The sequence below is a fragment of the Arthrobacter sp. TJ-270 genome, assembly GCF_058269075.1.
The window spans coordinates 1-16843 of record NZ_JBZCNB010000015.1 but is presented as its reverse complement, the minus strand read 5'-3'; the positions used below and the strand labels follow the sequence as shown (position 1 = coordinate 16843).

Sequence of the window (16843 nt, the reverse complement as noted above, 5' to 3'; positions counted from 1 at the left end):
CCGGTTCCGGTGGCGGTAAGCCAGCCGAAGAAGGCCGAGCCGATCTTGACGCCGCCGAACCTCTCCTTTTCCCGTTCCACCAGATGGTCCCGCTGGTCCCTGTCATCGAGGCGCCGGGTGTCGTCAATGCGACGGGTGTCGTCGATGCGAGGGTCGTCGTCGAGACGCCGGTCGTGGACCCGGTCGTTGTCTTCTGGCTCGTTGTGGGCTGATCCTGCGCTAGTGCTCATGATCTCTCCTGAAGTCGAATGTGATGTGAGTGACTGGGCGAAGACGGATTAGCGTCCGTTGTCGTCTGTGTCGATCTGCTCTTTGCGGACTTCCTCGTTGACGGTCTGCTGCTCGGTGACGGTTTCCTTGTCCAGGCGGACCCGCTCGACCGGCACTGTTTCCTTATCCACGACTGCGCGCTCCTCATGGAGGACGACCTCGTGCTCTTCCTCGCTGAGGTCGGGGCCGGCAAGGGCTTCATCCCGGTTGGCGTCGGTGATCGGTTCACGCTCAAGGCGGACCTCTTCGCGCTGGACCGGGACCGTCTGGGTGACGTCCTCGGTCACGACATATTTGCGCAGCCGGGCACGGCCGGCTTCATGGCGTTCGGTGCCCACGCGGAGCTGCTCTTCCGAACGGGTCATTGAATCGTCCGTGGTCGGGCCGGAGGTGTCATGGCCGACCGTGTCACGGTCCGATTCGTAGCCACCGGTCGTGATGCCGTAGTAGCGGTAGAGCTCGGCCTCTTCCTGCTCGCTCAAGTGATGGTCGGGAGCGACGTTGGGTGCGTCCTTGATCTTGTTCTTGGAGTATCCGACGCGGACGTCGTCACCTTCAAGCGTTGCGCCTTCGAGGGGTACGAAGGTCTCGTTCGAACCGAAGAGCCCGGTGTCGACGGTGACCCAGCTGGGGTTGCCGGTCTGATCATCGACGTAGATCTGGCCGACGGAGCCGACCTTGTCGCCGTCGTTACCGATGACCTTGCCGCCGGATTCGAGGATCCGGGAGATGTCGTTCTGGGAAATCATGGTGTTCTCCTTTTCCAGTTGTGGTGCACTTCGTACTGGGATGGCAGGACGGTGATCACTAGTCCTCGAGGATTTCCCCGCTCATGGCCTCAACGTAGGGCTGGCCCTCGTAGTCGGCGTACAGCTCGTCCTCCAGATCGATCCCGAGCTGCTCTTCCGCGGCAGCGATATCGAAGTCCTGCTGGACTGTGCCGGTCAACTGGACGACCTGGCCCTCATCCAGGGGCGGGATCTCCTCCAGCTCGACGATCAGCAACGGATCAACGGTCGTGCCAGCGGCACCAGCGATCACGAAGGTGTCATCCGAGAGGGTTTCCGTCACTTCGGCGGAGATTGTGACTTCCTGGCCAACATAGGCATCGGCTTCGTCGTAGAAGTTCTGGTCGTAGGGGCCGTCGTATGGCTCAAGAGCGGGATCGACGGCGTCTTCAGTGACCTCTTCCATGGTCTCCTCGGGTGCCGGTGAAGTCTCCGCGACCTCGCCCTCGGAGATGTCCTCCACATCGGTGCCCTGCTCGGGTCCTTCAGTGTTACAGCCTGCGAGGCCCAGTCCCGCGACGGTGAATATTCCTGCTGCCATCAGCCGCATACTGTGGTTGTTTCGTGCCTTCATGGCGATCCTCCAGAGTGCTATCGGTGGTCGCCGGGGTCCTGAGCATTCCGAATCCCGGCGCGGGTACCTCATAACCGTAAGCACACTGATGATTTGGATTCAAGGACTCATGCCACCACAGGGGGCGCTGCAACAACATCGTTACTCAAGGGCCTGTTGGGTGAAGTCTTCATAACTACCGACACCAAAACCGGGAAGCTTTGCACCTCGGAGATAACGGTTCACGGGTGCCCGCATCGAGGGAGCGCGCCTGTTCGATCATGGGATGGTGCTCCCTAGGATGAGAGCATGACCCGGATCCAGCTGCTTCCCGAACCTGCGCGAGTGATTGTGGACTCCACTGGGGGAGCGGAGTGGTGGGAGATTGTTGGAGCACTGGGTCCGTTCGTTGCCCTCCTGGCTGCGGTGATCACCGGTGTGATCGGGTGGAGGAGCCTGCGCCACTCGCAGCGGGTGCTCGAACAGGAGGCACAAGCCGACCGGTCGGAACTCGAGCAGAGAGCACTGGCCGACCAGAAAGCCCAGTGGTGGCAACGCGTCCAGTGGGCACTCGACTCCGCCTTCTCGAACGACGGTGTTCGGCGCGCGGCCGGGATAGCCATGATCCGGGTGCTTAGTGAGCCGGAGTGGCTGACGGAGGAGGAAATCCTGCTCCTGGACGCCGCCTGGCGGGACGAACTCGAGTGGGAAATACCGGCTCAGTCACACGGTGCCCGAGCACAGGAAGCTGCGCCTCTGAAGGAGTCAGAACAGCGGGCAAAAGTGGAAGCCGCGCGACTCCGGGTTGTTCTCGACCGCCGCCTGGGCCGCAGTACGCCCGAATGGGTTAGCGCGATGGTTGAAGGCTGAGTTACTGGTTTCTAGGAGACGAGCTTCGCGTAGACGACGTAGTTGTCGTCGAACTCGCCCGTCGCCGGGTCGTATCCGTCGCATGTGATGAGACGAAGCTCGGGCCCGTCCGTATTCCCATAAACCTTCTGCGTTGGGAAATTATCCTTTGGGTACTGTTCGCCCCGGTCGAACTCGAACACGGCTGTTGTACCGTCCTCGCGGCTGACCTCGATCAGGTCACCTGCCCCGAGTGTTTGGAGGTCGGCGAACACTCCCGGGCCCCCGTCGGTGGCGTTCACATGCCCGAGGAGGACCGCTGGGCCAAGCTCGCCGGGCGAGGGGGAGCCATTGAACCAGGAGGCAGGTGCCCCTGGACCGTCCGGCGGTACTTCCAAAGTCCCGTTGTCGCGTAATCCCAAAGTTAGGAGTTCGGAGTCGGCTCCGGTGGACGGCATGCGGATGGAGATCGGCGTGGAAGCCGCCATGACCTCCGTCGGTACTGACGTTGGCGGAGCCTCACTTAAGGTGGGCTCCGGTGCAGCAGCTCGTGTCTGTTGTTCTGCAGAGCCAAGAAGGGCTGCATTCTGTACCGAAGAGCTGGTGGCACAGCCCGTGAGAAGCAGCAGGGCGACCGCCGCAGAAGCGAAGAAGCTTTTGCGGCGGTCGTTGGTTGAGCTAGTCATCCGGGGTGTCGTTTCGATCAATCCTGGACTACGCCTGGCCGCCCTGACGGCGGGCAATGAGGACGGTTCCTGCTGTAGCAGCGGCAACCAGGCCACCAAGTGCTAGGAATTCCGCGCCGTTGCTGGTCTGCTGCGCGACGCCGGTGTCAGCTCCGCCAACCGGCACCACGGGGATCTGGGCTACTGCGGAGTTGGCCACAGTCTCCGGAGCTGATGTTACCGATTCACCGGACTGCTCACAGGCGATACCGTCTTTGTCGCTGTCGAGGTGCGCGCCGTAGCCTGGCGTTCCAATCGGGATGTTGAACTGTCCCGCTGCTGCTGCATCAGCGCAGTTGTCGAAGGCGCTGTTTGCCGGGCCGACCGCTACGGGAGCTGGTGCCGCTTCGGGGGCAGGAGCCGGTGCTGGCGCGGGTACCGTGCCGATGGGCTTGCTGGAGTCCTCGCAAGCGACGCCGTCGCTGTTGCCATCAAGATCGATGCGGTAAAGGGGTGAACTAGCCGGGATGTTGTAATAGCCTGCGGCCTTGGCTTCAGTGCAGTTTTCAAAGCTCAGGGCGCTAGCCGGGCTTGCCGTCAGCGCTGAAAGTCCTACGGCCGCGGCAACAGCCAGCAGCGAAATGCTCTTCTTCATTTATGCCCCATGATTTCTTATGCGTTATCGCTTGCGCCGGTTCTTAGACGGCAGGGGCATGCCGAGAAAAATAAGTCCCCCGCGCCCAGGCTGTCTGGCGCACCAATGGCTTCTGCCAGAAACCTTTATATCAACAAACTTGAAGATTCATGTGAAATAACAACTATGTGACAGGCAGCGGTTGGGTCTGTGGCTAGCGAGCAGGTATAGCGGTCGGCCCCGTCGATTGTCCGCCCTCCAGCGTGCACATCACTAGCTCCTGCCGCAGCTCCGACGCCCGGCCCTCCAGCTGGTCGATCAGCGCCTCCACACCCATCCGGCCCAGCTCGACGCTGGGGGAGGACATGACCGTCAGCTCAGGGTCCGCCATTGCTGCCATCTCGGCGGACGATCCCACCGACAACACGGACAGGTCGCGCGGAATCTCGATCCCCGCGTGCCGCAGGCCGCTCACGAACCCGGTTGCCGCGTGCTCGTTCTGGATGATGACGCCGGTGGTGTCCGGGAAGTCGCGTAGCAACTCTGCCGCCGCAGCTTTCCCTGCTCCGGGGTTTGCTTCGCACGTGAACGACGCCGGCTCCAGCCCCTGACGCTTCATCTCGGCTTCGTAGCTGTCCCGGGAGCGGCCCACAGGGCCGAATTCTTCGAGATCGCGGCTGCCCACGGCGTCGTCCAGCAGCACAATGCGCGAGTGTCCCAGCTCGGTGAGGTGCTGGACCGCGGCTACGAGGGTGTCCTCGAAATTGATGTCCACGAAGGTCAGGGCACTCGGATCGCGCGTACGTCCGATCAGGGCAAACGGCGTCCCGGACTTCTCCAGCTCCTCGACGCGCGGATCATCCAACTGGACTTCCATGAGGATCACGCCGTCCACCAGGCCGCTTGAGGTCAGCTCCGTGGTCTGGCCGGCGTCGTTACTGATGGGCCACAGCACCAGGTTGTAGCCGAGCTCACGAGCCGCAGCCGCGGCGCTCGTAAAGAACTGCACGATGGTCCCGCTGAAGGAATGCTGCAGGGCCGGGAAGAGAAGCGCAATGATCCGTGTGCGCTTGCTGGCCAGGGCCCTGCCGACGACGTTCCGCCTGAACCCCAGCTCCTGCATCGCCGCCTCGACCTTCGCCCGGGTAGCAGGGGAGACCGGCTTGGTGTTGTTGATCGTGAAGGACACCGTCGCGATGGACACGTTGGCGCGCCGTGCAACGTCCTGCATGGTGGCCACGGGAACCGTCCTTCGGGTCAGCAATATGCCGCGGACCTCTGATTCGGCTCCGTCCGGCCCTTCCAGTAAAGCGTTTAAATTTTTCCTTGACAAGTCCCGCTGTGACGGACCACACTCGATGGTGGCGGTCGAGTTAAGCGTTTTACTGAACCGATACCCAGCCCAAGACACAGAATTCACAACGAAGGAGTTGCTCCATGCCGCGATCCCTGAGAGTCGCCCTCATCGGCTACTCGTTCATGGGCTCCATCCACGCACAGGCCTGGACCACGGCGCCCCGCTTCTTCGACCTCGGCGCCGCACCACAACTTGCCCTCGTCTGCGGACGCAATGCCGACGCCGCGGAGGAGTTCGCACAGAAGTTCGGCATCAACCGGGTCGAGACCGACTGGCGCAAGGCCGTCGAGGACCCGGAGATCGACGTCGTCGACATCTGCACTCCCGGCAAGCTCCACGCGCCCATCGCCATCGCCGCGCTGAAGGCGGGCAAGCACGTCCTATGCGAGAAGCCCCTCGCCAACACCCTCGAGGAGGCACAGGCCATGACCGACGCCGCCGAACAGGCTGCCGCGAACGGCACCAGGTCGATGGTCGGCTTCAGCTACCGCCGCACCCCGGCGCTCGCCTACGCGAAGCAACTGGTCGACGACGGCCGCATCGGCACCATCCGCCACATCCGCGCCGCGTACCTCCAGGACTGGATCACCGACGAGGACTTCCCGCTCGTCTGGCGCCTCGACCGCGAGCAGGCCGGCTCAGGCGCCCTCGGTGACATCGGCGCCCACATCCTCGACCTCGCCCAGCACCTCACCGGCCACACGCTGACCGGCGTCAGCGCACTCACCGAAACGTTCGTGCCCATGCGGCCGCTGCCGTCGTCGTCCTCCGGACTCAGCGCACAAAAAAGTGACAGCGGATCAGCGAACGACGGCGGAACCACCCAACGCGGGGAAGTCACCGTCGATGACGCGGCAGTCATCCTCGCACGGACCGACGGCGGTGCGCTGGCCACCTTCGAAGCCACCCGCTTCGCCACCGGCCGGAAGAACGCGCTGCGCATCGAGGTCAACGGCTCGAAGGGATCGTTCGCGTTCGACTTCGAGAAGCTCAACGAGCTGCAGTTCTACGACAACACCCAGCCCGCCACGAGCGAAGGCTTCCGGCGAATCCTCGTCACCGAACCCGATCACCCCTACGCCGGCGCGTGGTGGCCGCCGGGCCACGGCCTAGGCTACGAGTCCACCTTCACGCATGAGATCGCCGACTTCGTCCGCTGCATCGCAACAGACACAGCACCGGCACCATCCTTCCGCGACGGCCTGCAGATCCAGCAGGTCCTCGCGGCCGTCGAAGCCAGCGCCGCGCAGAACGCGGCCTGGCACAGCATCCCCTCCCAAAAGCAAACCCGTCCATCAAGAACACTCCCGCAAGGCAAAGGAGCCCCATGAAAAACAACCGGAAACTCACAACCCTCACCGCGATGGCAGCCATCGCACCGTTCGCACTGACCGCGTGCGGGGGAGGAGGCGGCGCCGCCGCGGAGGCAGGCGGAGACGTCGAGTCCCTCACCGTCGTCGACTACTACAACAACGAACCGGACAAGACTCTGATCCAGGAGGCTATCGACCGGTGCGCCACCGAACTGGACGTCACCATCGAGCGCGAAACCGTACCCGGCCAGGACCTTATCCAGAAGGTGCTGCAGCGCGCGTCGTCGCAGACCCTGCCGGACGTGCTTATGATCGACAATCCTGACGTCCAAGAGATCGCCGCCACCGGCGGCCTGTCCCCGCTGAGCCAGTACGACGTCGACACCTCCGGTTTCGCGCAGGGCATGCTGGAGGCTGCCACGTACGAGGGCGAGGTCTACGGACTGGCCCCGACCGCGAACACGCTCGGCATCTTCTACAACACCGAACTGCTGGAGGCCGCTGGCGTCGAACCGCCGCAGACCTGGGACGAGCTCAAGACTGCAGCCGAGAAGCTCACCCAGGGTGACACCTACGGCATCGCGTTCTCTGCCGTCGCCACCTATGAGGGTAGCTGGCAGTTCCTGCCGTTCATGTGGTCCAACGGCGGCGACGAAACCGACCTCACCAGTCCCGAGGTGGCCGAGGCCCTCGCGCTCTGGAAGGACCTCGTCAGCAGCGGTTCCGCGTCGGAGGCCGTCATCAACTGGTCGCAGGGCGATGTGAAGGACCAGTTCGTCGCGGGCAAGGCAGCCATGATGGTCAACGGCCCCTGGCAGATCCCCGGCCTGCAGGAGAACCCCGACGTGAAGTGGGACTCCGTGCAGATCCCGGTCAATGAGGAGGGCCAGACCTCCGTGGCACCGCTCGGCGGCGAAGTCTGGACCGTCCCGGTCACCGGCGACGACGCGAAGCAGGCCAAGGCCGCCGAATTCGTCGAGTGCATGAGCAATGACGAGAACCAGCTCGCGCTCGCCGAAGCCCGCTACACCGTGCCCACCAAGACCGAGCTGGCCGAAGAGTACGTCGCCAAGGTCCCGGAGATGGAGTCCTTCACCGAGCAGGTCGCCAACGCCCGCTCGCGCACCGGACAGCTCGGCGAGGACTGGCCCGAAGCCGCCACCACCATCTACACCGCCATCCAGCTTGCCCTGACCGGCAAGGCGGAGCCCGCCGAAGCGTTCGAGCAGGCCTCGGCAGGATAGCGAAGAGATGGGCAGGACACTCACGGCGATGCGCAGGAAAGGACGGCTCTCATGACGCAGATCGAAAGCGCTCCGGCGACGACCTCCTCGCGCAGCCAGGACACACCACCAACACCAGTAGGACGACGGCGGCTCGGCCGCGAGGGGATCACTCGCCTCCTGTTCGTGGCACCGGCGGCCCTCTACCTGGTGCTGTTCTTCGGCTACCCGGTGGTCAAGAACATCACCATGAGCCTGCAGGAGTACACCACCAAGACCTTCTTCACCGGAGAAGCACCCTGGGTGGGGTTCGCGAACTACCAGGCGGTGTTCAGCAGCAACCTGTTCTGGCCGTCCATGACCAACACGGCTCTGTTCACCATCGGGTCCATTGCGGGGCAGTTCATCATCGGTTTGGCGCTCGCGTGCTACTTCAAGCGGCGCTTCCCGCTGAGCAACTTCCTGCGCTCGATGCTACTGCTGCCGTGGCTTCTGCCGCTCATAGTCTCGAGCGCCACATGGCGGTCCATCCTCGACCAGGATTCCGGCATCCTCAACCAGTTCCTCGGCAACTTCGGGGTCTCGCCGGTTCCGTGGCTGACCAGCCCGGCCGTGGCGCTCCTTGCCGTGATCCTGGTGAATATCTGGGTGGGCATTCCGTTCAACGTGACCATCCTCTACGGGGGTCTGCAGGACATCCCGGACGAGCTCTACGAGGCGGGCGCGCTGGACGGCGCCACGGGGTGGAAGACGTTCTGTAACATCACGCTTCCCAACCTGAAGCCGGTGATCAGCGTGGTGCTGGTGCTCGGCGTCGTCTACACCATCAAGGTGCTGGACATCATTCTGGGCCTGACCAACGGCGGGCCGGCGAATGCCACGCAGACGCTGTCCATCCGGTCCTACCAGGAGTCGTTCGTGAACTTCGAGTTCGGGGTGGGTGCCGCATTCAGCAACATCCTGATCGTGATCTCGCTGGTGTTCGCCGTCATCTACCTCCGTGCCAACCGGCGCGCAGTCGACGAGTAAGGGGACAACCGTGACCACTATGGATACCGCCGTCGTGCCCGTCCCGGCACAGCGCAAGGCGGGTAAGCAGCGCACCCGCTCCGCCACTTATACCGCGCTGGGGATCCTGTTCCTGGCCGTGATGCTGTTCCCCGTCTACTGGATGGTGAATGCGTCGCTGCAGCCCTCCGGCAACACGCTGGCCGCCGACTTCTTCCCGTGGAACCCGAGCTTTGCAGGCTACGAGAAGGCGATCGCCGAGCAGGGGCAGAACCTCGTGACCAGCCTCATCGTCTCGCTGGGGACGGTGGTGTTCAGCCTGCTCGTCGCGGCACCTGCGGCGTACGCGCTGGCGCAGTTCCGGTTCCGCTGGGTGAACATTGCGTTGCTGGCGATCCTGATTTCGCAGATGATCCCGGGCATCGTGATTGCCAACGCGTTGTACGCGGCGTACAACGACCTCGGGCTGCTCAACAGTATCCCCGGCCTGATCCTGGCCGATGCCACGCACGCCATCCCGTTTGTCATCCTCATCATGCGGGCGTTCATGATCGGCATTCCGACGTCGATCGTGGAGGCCGCGAGGGTCGACGGCGCCGGCCTGGTCCGCGCGTTCGTCTCGATTGTGCTGCCGATCAGCCGGAACTCGCTCATCACCGCGGGCCTGTTCGCGTTCCTGTTTTCCTGGAGCGACTTCCTGTTCGCGCTGACCCTGACCACCACCGACGAGGTGCGGCCGGTGACCTTGGGCATCTACCAGTACCTAGGTACGCAGGTGTCCAACTGGAGTGCTGTCATGGCCACCGCCGTCCTGTCTTCCCTGCCGGCGATCGTGCTGCTGATCCTGGCCCAGAAATACATTGCGGCCGGTGCCACCGGCGGGGCCGTCAAGTGACGCTTCACGCTACTGAAAGTGAGAAAACCATGACCACCACAGACACCCTGCGCGTCCTCGTCTGGGGCGAGAACCGCCACGAGCAGGTCCAGCCCGAAGTCCGCGCCATCTACCCCGACGGCATGCACAACACCATCCGCGAGGGCATTGAGGAAAACCTCGGCGCGCTGGCTGTAATTAGCACCGCCACCCTCGACGATCCGGAGCACGGCCTCACCGAGGACGTCCTGGAGAACACCGACGTGCTGGTGTGGTGGGGGCATGCTGCGCACGGGGAGGTGGCGGATTGCGTCGTCGAGCGCGTCCACCGGCACGTGCTGGCGGGGATGGGGCTGGTGGTGCTGCACTCGGGCCACTGGTCGAAGATTTTCGGGAAGCTGATGGGCACGTCGTGCACGCTGCGGTGGCGGTCCGAGCGCGACCGCGAGATCGTGTGGACCGTGAACCCGGCGCATCCGATCGCGCAGGGCGTGCCGCACCCGTTCATCATTCCGGAGCAGGAGATGTACGGGGAGTTCTTCGACATCCCGGCGCCGGATGAGCTGATCTTCCTCAGCACCTTCAGCGGCGGCGAGGTCTTCCGCAGCGGCTGCACGTTCAAGCGCGGCTTCGGGAAGATCTTCTTCTTCAGCCCGGGCGACCAGGACTACCCGGTCTACCACCACAAGGACGTGCGCCGCGTGATCGCCAACGGCGTCGAGTGGGCCAAGACGCTGCGGCCCGAGCGCACGGACCCGGTGCTGCTGCGCTACGAGACCGAGGACTTCTACACCGGCCACGGCTACCAGGGAGCGATGAGCAATTGATCACCTTCAAGACCGTTGAGACCGCCGGCCCGCTGCGCGTGGTGCAGGTAGGCGCCGGTGGGATGGGCAAGGCCTGGATCCAGACACTGCAGGCGAACGACGACGTCGAACTGGTCGGACTCGTGGACCTCAACCTGGGTGCCGCGCAGACAGCGGTGGTGGAATTCGGGCCGCAGGATGTTGCTTTAGGTACCTCCGTGGCCGAGGTTGCGGCTGCTTCTGGGGCTCACGCCGTCGTGAACGTGACGGTGCCGGCGGCGCATCATCCGGTGAATCTGGAGGCGATGTTCGCCGGGCTGCCGGTGCTGTGTGAGAAGCCGGTGGCACCAACGGTGGCGGAGGGTCTGTCGCTGGCGGCGGCGGCGGAGGTGAGCGGGCAGCTGCTGATGATCAGCCAGTCGCGCCGGTACTTCCAGGGGCTGACGCAGCTCAAAGCTTTGACCGCTGAGCTCGGCGACATCGGTGCGGTGACGACGGAGTTCTTCAAGGCGCCTCATTTTGGTGGGTTCCGGGAGGAGATGGCGCATGTGCTGCTGGTGGACATGGCGATCCACCAGTTCGACGCGGTGCGGTTCCTGTTGGATCAGGATCCGGTGTCGGTGTATTGCGAGGAGTTCAATCCGTCGTGGAGCTGGTACGACGGCGCTGCTGCCGCCACCGCGGTGTTCCAGATGAGCGGTGGTGCCCGGTACGTGTATACGGGGATCTGGTGTGCGGACGGGTTGGAGACCTCGTGGAACGGGTCGTGGCGGGTGAACGGTGCCGGCGGGTCGGCAGCGTGGGACGGTGCCGGTACGCCGGTGGTAGAGCTGGTATCCGGTGCTGCTTCCGTTCCGGCGGTGTCGCATGAGGAAGAGATCGGCGGAGCGCTGGGCGAGTTTGTGGCGGCGTTGCGGTCCGGTGAGGTGCCCTCGGGGGAGGTGCACTCGAATGTGTTGAGCCTGGCGATGGTGGAGGCCGCCGTGCAATCGGCGGCGTCGGGGCAGCGGGTGCTGATCGACGATGTCGTGGAGGACGCGTATCGGGTCGCTGTGGAGTCGGAGCGGCGTGCGGATGTGCGGGCCGCTTTGGAGTCGTGGGGTTCGGCGCGGAACAAGTAGGGGAGCGCGTGAAGGCGACACCTCTGTGATTATCTCGTACGGTCAGTCTATTCTGCCCTCGGTGGCCTTCGACCGAGGCGGGCTTCTAGCTTCTATTGGGTATCTCGTGAACCGTTTAATGCGCTCGTAAAGGCCTCGGCGAGAGAATCCGGCGATGGTGGAGCCTGCAGTGCAGTCCGCGTGGACAGGCCAGCGGGTGCATCGAGGACGTTGTAGTTGTAGAGGACGCACCGGGTAACGGTGACATCGGGGCGGTGTGCGGATGCGCGGCAGGCGCTCGGGAGCTGGTGTCGGGCGGCCTAAGATAAGAGACGGAACGCGCGCTTGGTGATTCAGCTACGAAAAAGCGTAAACGAAACCTGCGATGCCGCCTCACGCCCACCTTAGGGGTACAGGAATGCCGGATTTGTCGGCCGACGGGCCAATCCTATACTCGAGGTTGCGGCGTACTGCGAGCAACTTGAGAATACTCGTCCTGCAAGTTGACGCTGTCGATCCAACACCTGCTAGTTTAGCGAGGAAAGCGGATCGAAACTTGGCCTTGGAATTCGTTCGTCTGCGGACCGAACAGTTCTAAAACGGGGGCTTAGGTTCACGCGAAACGGGCGCCGAATCCTTTCTGTTGATGAACTCCAGAAGCTCAAGGTCAAAAACGTCGGAGCAAACAATCTGCTCATTCGTCGTCAGGCGCAGAAATCGGTCTGCATTCTGCCGTGCCGAATCCTCGATTGTGAACGGATCATCTCGAAGTTCGATGGAGATGTCATGCTGATTCAACGGTCTTTGGATCCGGTGCACACTTCCTGCTGAATCGACCAGCGACGTTTCCACGTAGACCCCCATGCTATTTACTACGATCGTCGTCGAACGAACATCTGACCGGATCAGGTTGCCGTGTTTTTGCCGGAGTTCGGGAAGGATTTCGGCTCGACTCGTACTATTAGCCGGTCTGGCTGTAGAAGCATGTGCTGCTTCGTCCATCAGCGCCCTGATCGCCTCCTGCGGCGCAATGGAGAAGAACTCCCGCCCAGGATGTACCCGGAACTCAGCGAAACGTTGATGCAATATGGTCTCTATGCTGTGCGGATTGGTCACATACTCATCCCACAGGGCAAGAAGTGGGCGCGATCGTCCGGTAGTGAATAGCTCCTGAACCCGCTCACCCACTGTTTTCGTGGTGTATCCGATCTTCACTTCCGAAGGGTTCGAGGGATCTAGGAGCACATACACGTACCCAACAGAGGGTGTGTTTTCAGTCATACTTCATTTGATCCTCATTCCGAACGGAAACCAACTCCATTCGGTGAAGCCGAAGTGCGCCCCCGCCGAGAACCGTGGATATCGGCAGCGTCGCCCGGTTCGAAGCACCGCCCACATGCACAGCTGCTCTGCACACCCGCAGGCGCAGGTTCGGTCAGGAGAAGCGCTGAACTGTATGAATTTTGAAGGAGAACAAGGCATATTCCGGGCGAAGCTGTGTAGCGCGGCGACCTGCGCATCGAAGTTCTTCTTGCTAAAGCAGCAGTTGAGTAAAGGAGTCCCACCGTATGCCGCACAGGAACAGCCACGCTTCCTGACCATTAATGATGTCGCAGTCGAGCTGGCCACGAGCGAGAACCAGATCCGGGCGATCATCAACTCCGGTGATCTGCCTGCAATTCAGATCGGCGGCCGAGGTTATCTTAAGTTCCGATCACTCGTAGCTGAGGAGTTACGCGTCTGACCTGCTGAAACGGTTGCTCCTGGCGTTCCTGGGCGTGTGAGTATTGTGAGGTTCGACTAAGTCAGCTGAAGCTTCGAAGTATCCGTAAGATCGTGTTTCATGGACCCGGTCGTCGGCGGTCAGCCGAGAGTGAAGCGCGCGCATCTTGTTGATCTGCTCCCCTTGAGCTGGAACACCGCATTGGCCCTAAGTCGAGGGAAAGGTCCTCGGACGCACTGGTGGAAACGTTCGCAAGCCGTGATGATGTTGCCCATTTTCGTGCTTCTCTTTCTCATGTACATGCCGGCAGGAGACGTGATCACCACGCCGTCGCGCGATGCCGTGATTCTCTTGACGGAGGCCAGGAACACTAAGAAGACCCTGCAGCGTGTCGGGTCTATCGTCATCGTCTTCTTCGGTGCCTTATTTATGTTTGTTATCTGGCTGTTCGCTCTGATGGGTCTAGATGATTCGGTGGAACCATGGGTTGGCTTGCTGTGGCCGCTTTGGTTCGTGATCGGACTTCTACTCATAGTGTCTTCAACCGGCGGCGGCGGGAGTGTTTCTGGCTTAGTAGAGGCGCTGGCGACACGTCCGCGAGGCTCCTACTGGGTGGCGCAAGCCCTCGCGTCCGCACCCGGTTCGCAGTGGCGCGGTCTGGAGTTCGCCAAGGCCGCTATCGAGACCTTCGTCCCCGTCGGAACTCCAGTCGTTGCCACCGCAGGGTCGGAGAAGACTGCTGTGATCTATGAACGGTTTGGTTTTGTACGACAAAAACCTGGAAGCCTGAACCTGACTCGCTGACCTCTAGACCGCCCCTGATAATCGATCCTCGAAGAGGACGGTGCAGGCCGAGAATCGAAAGTCATATTGCTCGATTCTCACGATCCTCGTGCCCTATATTGAACTCGAGATAACCGCGGCCAATGGCGTATCGAGCGCAGCAAGCTCGAGCAGTACATCACCGACTGTTACACGCGGGCAGCGGAAGCAATTCGTCGCGGAGACTTCACCAGTGACGCCAAGCTACAGAACACCACGGACTAAGGCTTCCCAACACCGGAATGCATGATTTTCCCTTGCCCTGATACTGGCCAAAACCGGCTGGCGGCCGGCACTGTCAGGGCTGAGCCGCAGGCTCACCGCACCGCGGCGCGTAGCGGCCTTGACTGGGCCGGGTAGAAGCCGATGATGGAACGCCAGGGCAATGAACGTCACCACCCAGCGGTCAGGTTTTGCCCTTGTCCTGTGGTGCCGGGGTGACGGCGCTACGCCACACCCATCCTTCCCGGTGAATTTCGATCTTTGGTTCGAAGAACCAGATCCGTATTGCTGTCGCTGTCCACGCTGTCGCGTGAGCCTCCACGAGGTAGGCCTGGGAGGGGTAGCGGATCCACGCTTTCACGAGGCGGGAGGGCTTAAAGTCCTGGGCTGGGTGGTGTTCGAGGTCGATCTCCGCTTCGGTGAGCATGATCGGCTCTTCGCGCATCACGAAGCGCTCGATCCACTGATCCAGCACCCGGTCGTAGTAGGCGCGGTAACGAACATTTTCACCCGTGGCTGACCACCCTTCCTGTAGCTAAATCAGTGTCCGGGGGATTACTGGCACGCTACTCGGCGCAGCTGCCAACCCTCGGACCGGTGGTCTGTGCTGATATCAAACTCGAGGACGTGGGATTCCGGGTTCAGTTGCGCCTGGAACCGCCAGAACCGCGTAGCGGCCTCCACTTCCTGCCCGCCGGCCTGGAGGTCGCTTGGCTCGCACGAGCTGCCGGCGCTGGACCATTGCACGGGATCCCCGACCACATGCCAGACATTGGCGTACCACCGAACAGTCAGAGGGGTTCCCCGGCTGTCGAAGCTCACCACCGGCACGTCGGGTATGCCTGGCGCTACCCGTTGCTTGAAGCTCAGAATCTGCGCCGTCATGGTGCAAACCCCTTCCCTGTGATCTGTAGTCTGTGATCTTAGAAATTAGAACACGTGTTCGAGTATGGGAAGTGGGGGAGCTGTACGGCACAATGAGCGGTATGTGCGGGAGATTCGTGGTCGCCGGAACGAAGCAGGCAATGTTAGACGCGTTCGAGGTCAACGCCGACGACAGTCCGGACCTACCGCCGTCCTGGAACGTGGCACCGATGCAGGACATTCGGTTCATCACTGAACGCCCCGACAGTGACGGAGCGCTCGAGCGCCGGCTGGAGACCGCACGGTGGGGGCTCGTCCCGGTGTGGTCCAAGGATCCCAAGGCCGGCTCCAGGATGATTAACGCACGCTCCGAAACGATCACGGAAAAACCCTCGTTCCGGACCGCGGCTGCCAAGCGCCGCGCGCTGATCCCAATGAACGGGTACTACGAGTGGCAGAAGAACGCTGACGGATCCAAGACTCCGACCTACCTGCACCCCGAAGATGAGGACGAGCTGCTGGCCGTGGCCGGCCTGTACGAGTTCTGGCCCAACCCGGACCTACCGGAGGACCACCCGGAGAAGTGGTTGGTCACTGCCGCGGTGATTACGACGTCGGCCACCGACGCGCTCGGGCATATCCATGAACGGTCACCGCTGATCATTCCCAAAGACCTTCAAGCCGATTGGCTCAATCCGTCGACGACGGATAAGAACGACGTCCAGGATTTGGTCAACGCTATGCCGGAGCCTCGCCTGGTGCCCCGCGTCGTGAGTAAAGAGGTCGGTTCAGTTCGCAACGACGGACCCCGACTCGTCGCACCCTTGTCGTGAGCGATATTTTGAATCAAGTTCACGCGGCCGTCCAAGACGACGTGGTGCAGGTTGAGCTGATCAATGAATCTGCTTGGTGGTCAGACCCACTGCCATGGGTTGCAATTGCGATATCGCTCTTCACTCTCGGCTGGACTATCTACGATCGGAGGCGAGGAGCATCCAAACTAGTTGCTCGCGACTTCTCCTTTACGTCGGGCATGCTCAAAGATGAAGCGATGCCGCTTGTGTCCTGCAGAATCGAGAACAAGGGGCTGGTTCAAGCAACTGAGATATCGTCGATCGACTGCTCGTTACCTGATTACCATTCGAGCACGCCCGGGTTTTGGATGATTGTGGTGAAGGGGCTTACGAGAGATCTCCCTTTTCGAATCGAGCCCGGCGCGAGTGTTGAGCTCACGCTCAATCAGAAGCAGATTGTTTGGTGCTTGGAACCCGGCGTGAAACTAGGGCAACGGTGGCGGCGCCGTCGACAACTGCGTAGGGCCGTTATCGAAGTAACCACCGGGCATGGAATCACGAAGCTTAGACTCCCTCGGTGGGTAAGAGCTGACCTTTCGCGGCAGGGCCAGCGGTTCGAAAACAGGAACCTACCCGGCTTCGTCCCTGGCGGAACCAAAGAAGAGGCAAAAGCGAGGCATCCTTCACAGCGGGGAAATCAGCAGATATAGGCAGATTGTCGTCCTTAGGCATAAGCATGGGGTCACAGTCCCAAACAACGATGGATATCGCGGAACAACGGCCGTAGCGAAGTATTTGGATATTCGAGTGAGGGACGCGAGGCATGGATTCACGAACAACTTCGACCAGCGATCGAGCGGGTTCCGGTGGTTCTTCAGCTTCCTTGCCGCGTTTATGTCAGCGATGGTCGAAAAGTGAGCCGTTTTGTGGGTTGAAAAGTGAGCCACTTTGACTTGGTTATTCTGCCGTATTTTCCGG

Annotated in this window: 18 protein-coding genes and 1 pseudogene; 10 read left to right on the top strand and 9 right to left on the bottom strand. The window is 62.0% G+C overall.

Going from position 1 to position 16843, the window contains the following annotated elements:
- The 3 genes and pseudogenes from AC4D2M_RS17085 to AC4D2M_RS17075 form a co-directional block, all read right to left on the bottom strand.
- Positions 1-230, bottom strand: a pseudogene (locus AC4D2M_RS17085) (hypothetical protein); the annotation flags it as partial.
- A gap of 48 nt (positions 231-278) precedes the next feature.
- Positions 279-1019, bottom strand: coding sequence for a DUF2382 domain-containing protein (locus AC4D2M_RS17080; RefSeq protein ID WP_490893094.1), 741 nt, complete (start codon positions 1017-1019; stop codon positions 279-281).
- Between the two features lie 58 nt (positions 1020-1077).
- A complete protein-coding gene (locus AC4D2M_RS17075; protein WP_490893093.1) occupies positions 1078-1632 on the bottom strand; it encodes a hypothetical protein in 555 nt (184 codons plus the stop codon).
- Between the two features lie 288 nt (positions 1633-1920).
- Here AC4D2M_RS17075 and AC4D2M_RS17070 point away from each other — a divergent pair, with 288 nt between their 5' ends.
- Positions 1921-2481: a hypothetical protein gene (locus AC4D2M_RS17070; protein ID WP_490893092.1), complete on the top strand. Its 561-nt coding sequence runs from the start codon at positions 1921-1923 to the stop codon at positions 2479-2481.
- A gap of 11 nt (positions 2482-2492) precedes the next feature.
- On the opposite strand, the gene AC4D2M_RS17065 is transcribed toward AC4D2M_RS17070, so the two are convergent.
- The 3 genes from AC4D2M_RS17065 to AC4D2M_RS17055 form a co-directional block, all read right to left on the bottom strand.
- On the bottom strand, positions 2493-3146 hold the full coding sequence (locus AC4D2M_RS17065) for a class F sortase (protein ID WP_490893091.1): 654 nt from the start codon (positions 3144-3146) through the stop codon (positions 2493-2495).
- A 28-nt stretch (positions 3147-3174) separates the two neighbouring features.
- Positions 3175-3780, bottom strand: a complete 606-nt coding sequence (locus tag AC4D2M_RS17060; protein ID WP_490893090.1) for an excalibur calcium-binding domain-containing protein — start codon at positions 3778-3780, stop codon at positions 3175-3177.
- Between the two features lie 193 nt (positions 3781-3973).
- Positions 3974-4990 (bottom strand): LacI family DNA-binding transcriptional regulator, encoded by a 1017-nt coding sequence (locus AC4D2M_RS17055; RefSeq protein ID WP_490893096.1) that lies wholly within the window; start codon positions 4988-4990, stop codon positions 3974-3976.
- Between the two features lie 206 nt (positions 4991-5196).
- Between AC4D2M_RS17055 and AC4D2M_RS17050 the strand changes: the two genes are divergently transcribed.
- The 6 genes from AC4D2M_RS17050 to AC4D2M_RS17025 are packed head-to-tail and all read left to right on the top strand — an operon-like array spanning position 5197 to position 11461.
- Positions 5197-6447, top strand: a complete 1251-nt coding sequence (locus AC4D2M_RS17050; protein WP_490893089.1) for a Gfo/Idh/MocA family protein — start codon at positions 5197-5199, stop codon at positions 6445-6447.
- Positions 6444-7673 carry a sugar ABC transporter substrate-binding protein gene (locus tag AC4D2M_RS17045; RefSeq protein WP_490893088.1) on the top strand — a complete coding sequence of 410 codons (1230 nt, stop codon included), beginning with the start codon at positions 6444-6446 and terminating at the stop codon, positions 7671-7673. Before AC4D2M_RS17050 ends, AC4D2M_RS17045 begins: the two co-directional genes overlap by 4 nt.
- Positions 7674-7724: 51 nt before the next feature.
- The gene (locus AC4D2M_RS17040; protein WP_490893087.1) at positions 7725-8681 is read left to right on the top strand and encodes a carbohydrate ABC transporter permease; all 957 of its coding nucleotides are present in this window, start codon (positions 7725-7727) and stop codon (positions 8679-8681) included.
- Between the two features lie 19 nt (positions 8682-8700).
- Positions 8701-9555: a carbohydrate ABC transporter permease gene (locus AC4D2M_RS17035; RefSeq protein WP_490893086.1), complete on the top strand. Its 855-nt coding sequence runs from the start codon at positions 8701-8703 to the stop codon at positions 9553-9555.
- Positions 9556-9584: 29 nt separating this feature from the next.
- Positions 9585-10361, top strand: coding sequence for a ThuA domain-containing protein (locus AC4D2M_RS17030; RefSeq protein ID WP_490893085.1), 777 nt, complete (start codon positions 9585-9587; stop codon positions 10359-10361).
- Positions 10358-11461, top strand: coding sequence for a Gfo/Idh/MocA family protein (locus AC4D2M_RS17025; protein WP_490893084.1), 1104 nt, complete (start codon positions 10358-10360; stop codon positions 11459-11461). Before AC4D2M_RS17030 ends, AC4D2M_RS17025 begins: the two co-directional genes overlap by 4 nt.
- A gap of 573 nt (positions 11462-12034) precedes the next feature.
- Here the strand turns inward: AC4D2M_RS17025 and AC4D2M_RS17020 are convergent.
- Complete coding sequence (locus AC4D2M_RS17020) at positions 12035-12721, bottom strand: GIY-YIG nuclease family protein (protein WP_490893083.1); 687 nt, start codon at positions 12719-12721, stop codon at positions 12035-12037.
- Between the two features lie 175 nt (positions 12722-12896).
- Here AC4D2M_RS17020 and AC4D2M_RS17015 point away from each other — a divergent pair, with 175 nt between their 5' ends.
- Complete coding sequence (locus AC4D2M_RS17015) at positions 12897-13184, top strand: helix-turn-helix domain-containing protein (RefSeq protein ID WP_490893082.1); 288 nt, start codon at positions 12897-12899, stop codon at positions 13182-13184.
- Between the two features lie 99 nt (positions 13185-13283).
- Positions 13284-13967 carry a hypothetical protein gene (locus AC4D2M_RS17010; RefSeq protein ID WP_490893081.1) on the top strand — a complete coding sequence of 228 codons (684 nt, stop codon included), beginning with the start codon at positions 13284-13286 and terminating at the stop codon, positions 13965-13967.
- A 424-nt stretch (positions 13968-14391) separates the two neighbouring features.
- Here the strand turns inward: AC4D2M_RS17010 and AC4D2M_RS17005 are convergent, their stop codons facing one another.
- Positions 14392-14682, bottom strand: a complete 291-nt coding sequence (locus tag AC4D2M_RS17005) for a hypothetical protein (RefSeq protein WP_490893080.1) — start codon at positions 14680-14682, stop codon at positions 14392-14394.
- An 80-nt stretch (positions 14683-14762) separates the two neighbouring features.
- Entirely contained in the window at positions 14763-15092 is a 330-nt protein-coding gene (locus AC4D2M_RS17000) for a hypothetical protein (protein ID WP_490893079.1), read from the bottom strand.
- 92 nt (positions 15093-15184) lie between these two features.
- Here AC4D2M_RS17000 and AC4D2M_RS16995 point away from each other — a divergent pair, with 92 nt between their 5' ends.
- Entirely contained in the window at positions 15185-15904 is a 720-nt protein-coding gene (locus AC4D2M_RS16995; RefSeq protein WP_490893095.1) for an SOS response-associated peptidase, read from the top strand.
- Positions 15905-16843: the final 939 nt, after the last annotated feature.

Bases quoted from the DNA above. Each gene is read 5' to 3' on its own strand.
- AC4D2M_RS17080 (WP_490893094.1), bottom strand. From the start codon at position 1,019: ATGATTTCCCAGAACGACATCTCCCGGATCCTCGAATCCGGCGGCAAG.
- AC4D2M_RS17075 (WP_490893093.1), bottom strand. From the start codon at position 1,632: ATGAAGGCACGAAACAACCACAGTATGCGGCTGATGGCAGCAGGAATA.
- AC4D2M_RS17070 (WP_490893092.1), top strand. From the start codon at position 1,921: ATGACCCGGATCCAGCTGCTTCCCGAACCTGCGCGAGTGATTGTGGAC.
- AC4D2M_RS17065 (WP_490893091.1), bottom strand. From the start codon at position 3,146: ATGACTAGCTCAACCAACGACCGCCGCAAAAGCTTCTTCGCTTCTGCG.
- AC4D2M_RS17060 (WP_490893090.1), bottom strand. From the start codon at position 3,780: ATGAAGAAGAGCATTTCGCTGCTGGCTGTTGCCGCGGCCGTAGGACTT.
- AC4D2M_RS17055 (WP_490893096.1), bottom strand. From the start codon at position 4,990: ATGCAGGACGTTGCACGGCGCGCCAACGTGTCCATCGCGACGGTGTCC.
- AC4D2M_RS17050 (WP_490893089.1), top strand. From the start codon at position 5,197: ATGCCGCGATCCCTGAGAGTCGCCCTCATCGGCTACTCGTTCATGGGC.
- AC4D2M_RS17045 (WP_490893088.1), top strand. From the start codon at position 6,444: ATGAAAAACAACCGGAAACTCACAACCCTCACCGCGATGGCAGCCATC.
- AC4D2M_RS17040 (WP_490893087.1), top strand. From the start codon at position 7,725: ATGACGCAGATCGAAAGCGCTCCGGCGACGACCTCCTCGCGCAGCCAG.
- AC4D2M_RS17035 (WP_490893086.1), top strand. From the start codon at position 8,701: ATGGATACCGCCGTCGTGCCCGTCCCGGCACAGCGCAAGGCGGGTAAG.
- AC4D2M_RS17030 (WP_490893085.1), top strand. From the start codon at position 9,585: ATGACCACCACAGACACCCTGCGCGTCCTCGTCTGGGGCGAGAACCGC.
- AC4D2M_RS17020 (WP_490893083.1), bottom strand. From the start codon at position 12,721: ATGACTGAAAACACACCCTCTGTTGGGTACGTGTATGTGCTCCTAGAT.
- AC4D2M_RS17015 (WP_490893082.1), top strand. From the start codon at position 12,897: ATGAATTTTGAAGGAGAACAAGGCATATTCCGGGCGAAGCTGTGTAGC.
- AC4D2M_RS17010 (WP_490893081.1), top strand. From the start codon at position 13,284: ATGGACCCGGTCGTCGGCGGTCAGCCGAGAGTGAAGCGCGCGCATCTT.
- AC4D2M_RS17000 (WP_490893079.1), bottom strand. From the start codon at position 15,092: ATGACGGCGCAGATTCTGAGCTTCAAGCAACGGGTAGCGCCAGGCATA.
- AC4D2M_RS16995 (WP_490893095.1), top strand. From the start codon at position 15,185: ATGAGCGGTATGTGCGGGAGATTCGTGGTCGCCGGAACGAAGCAGGCA.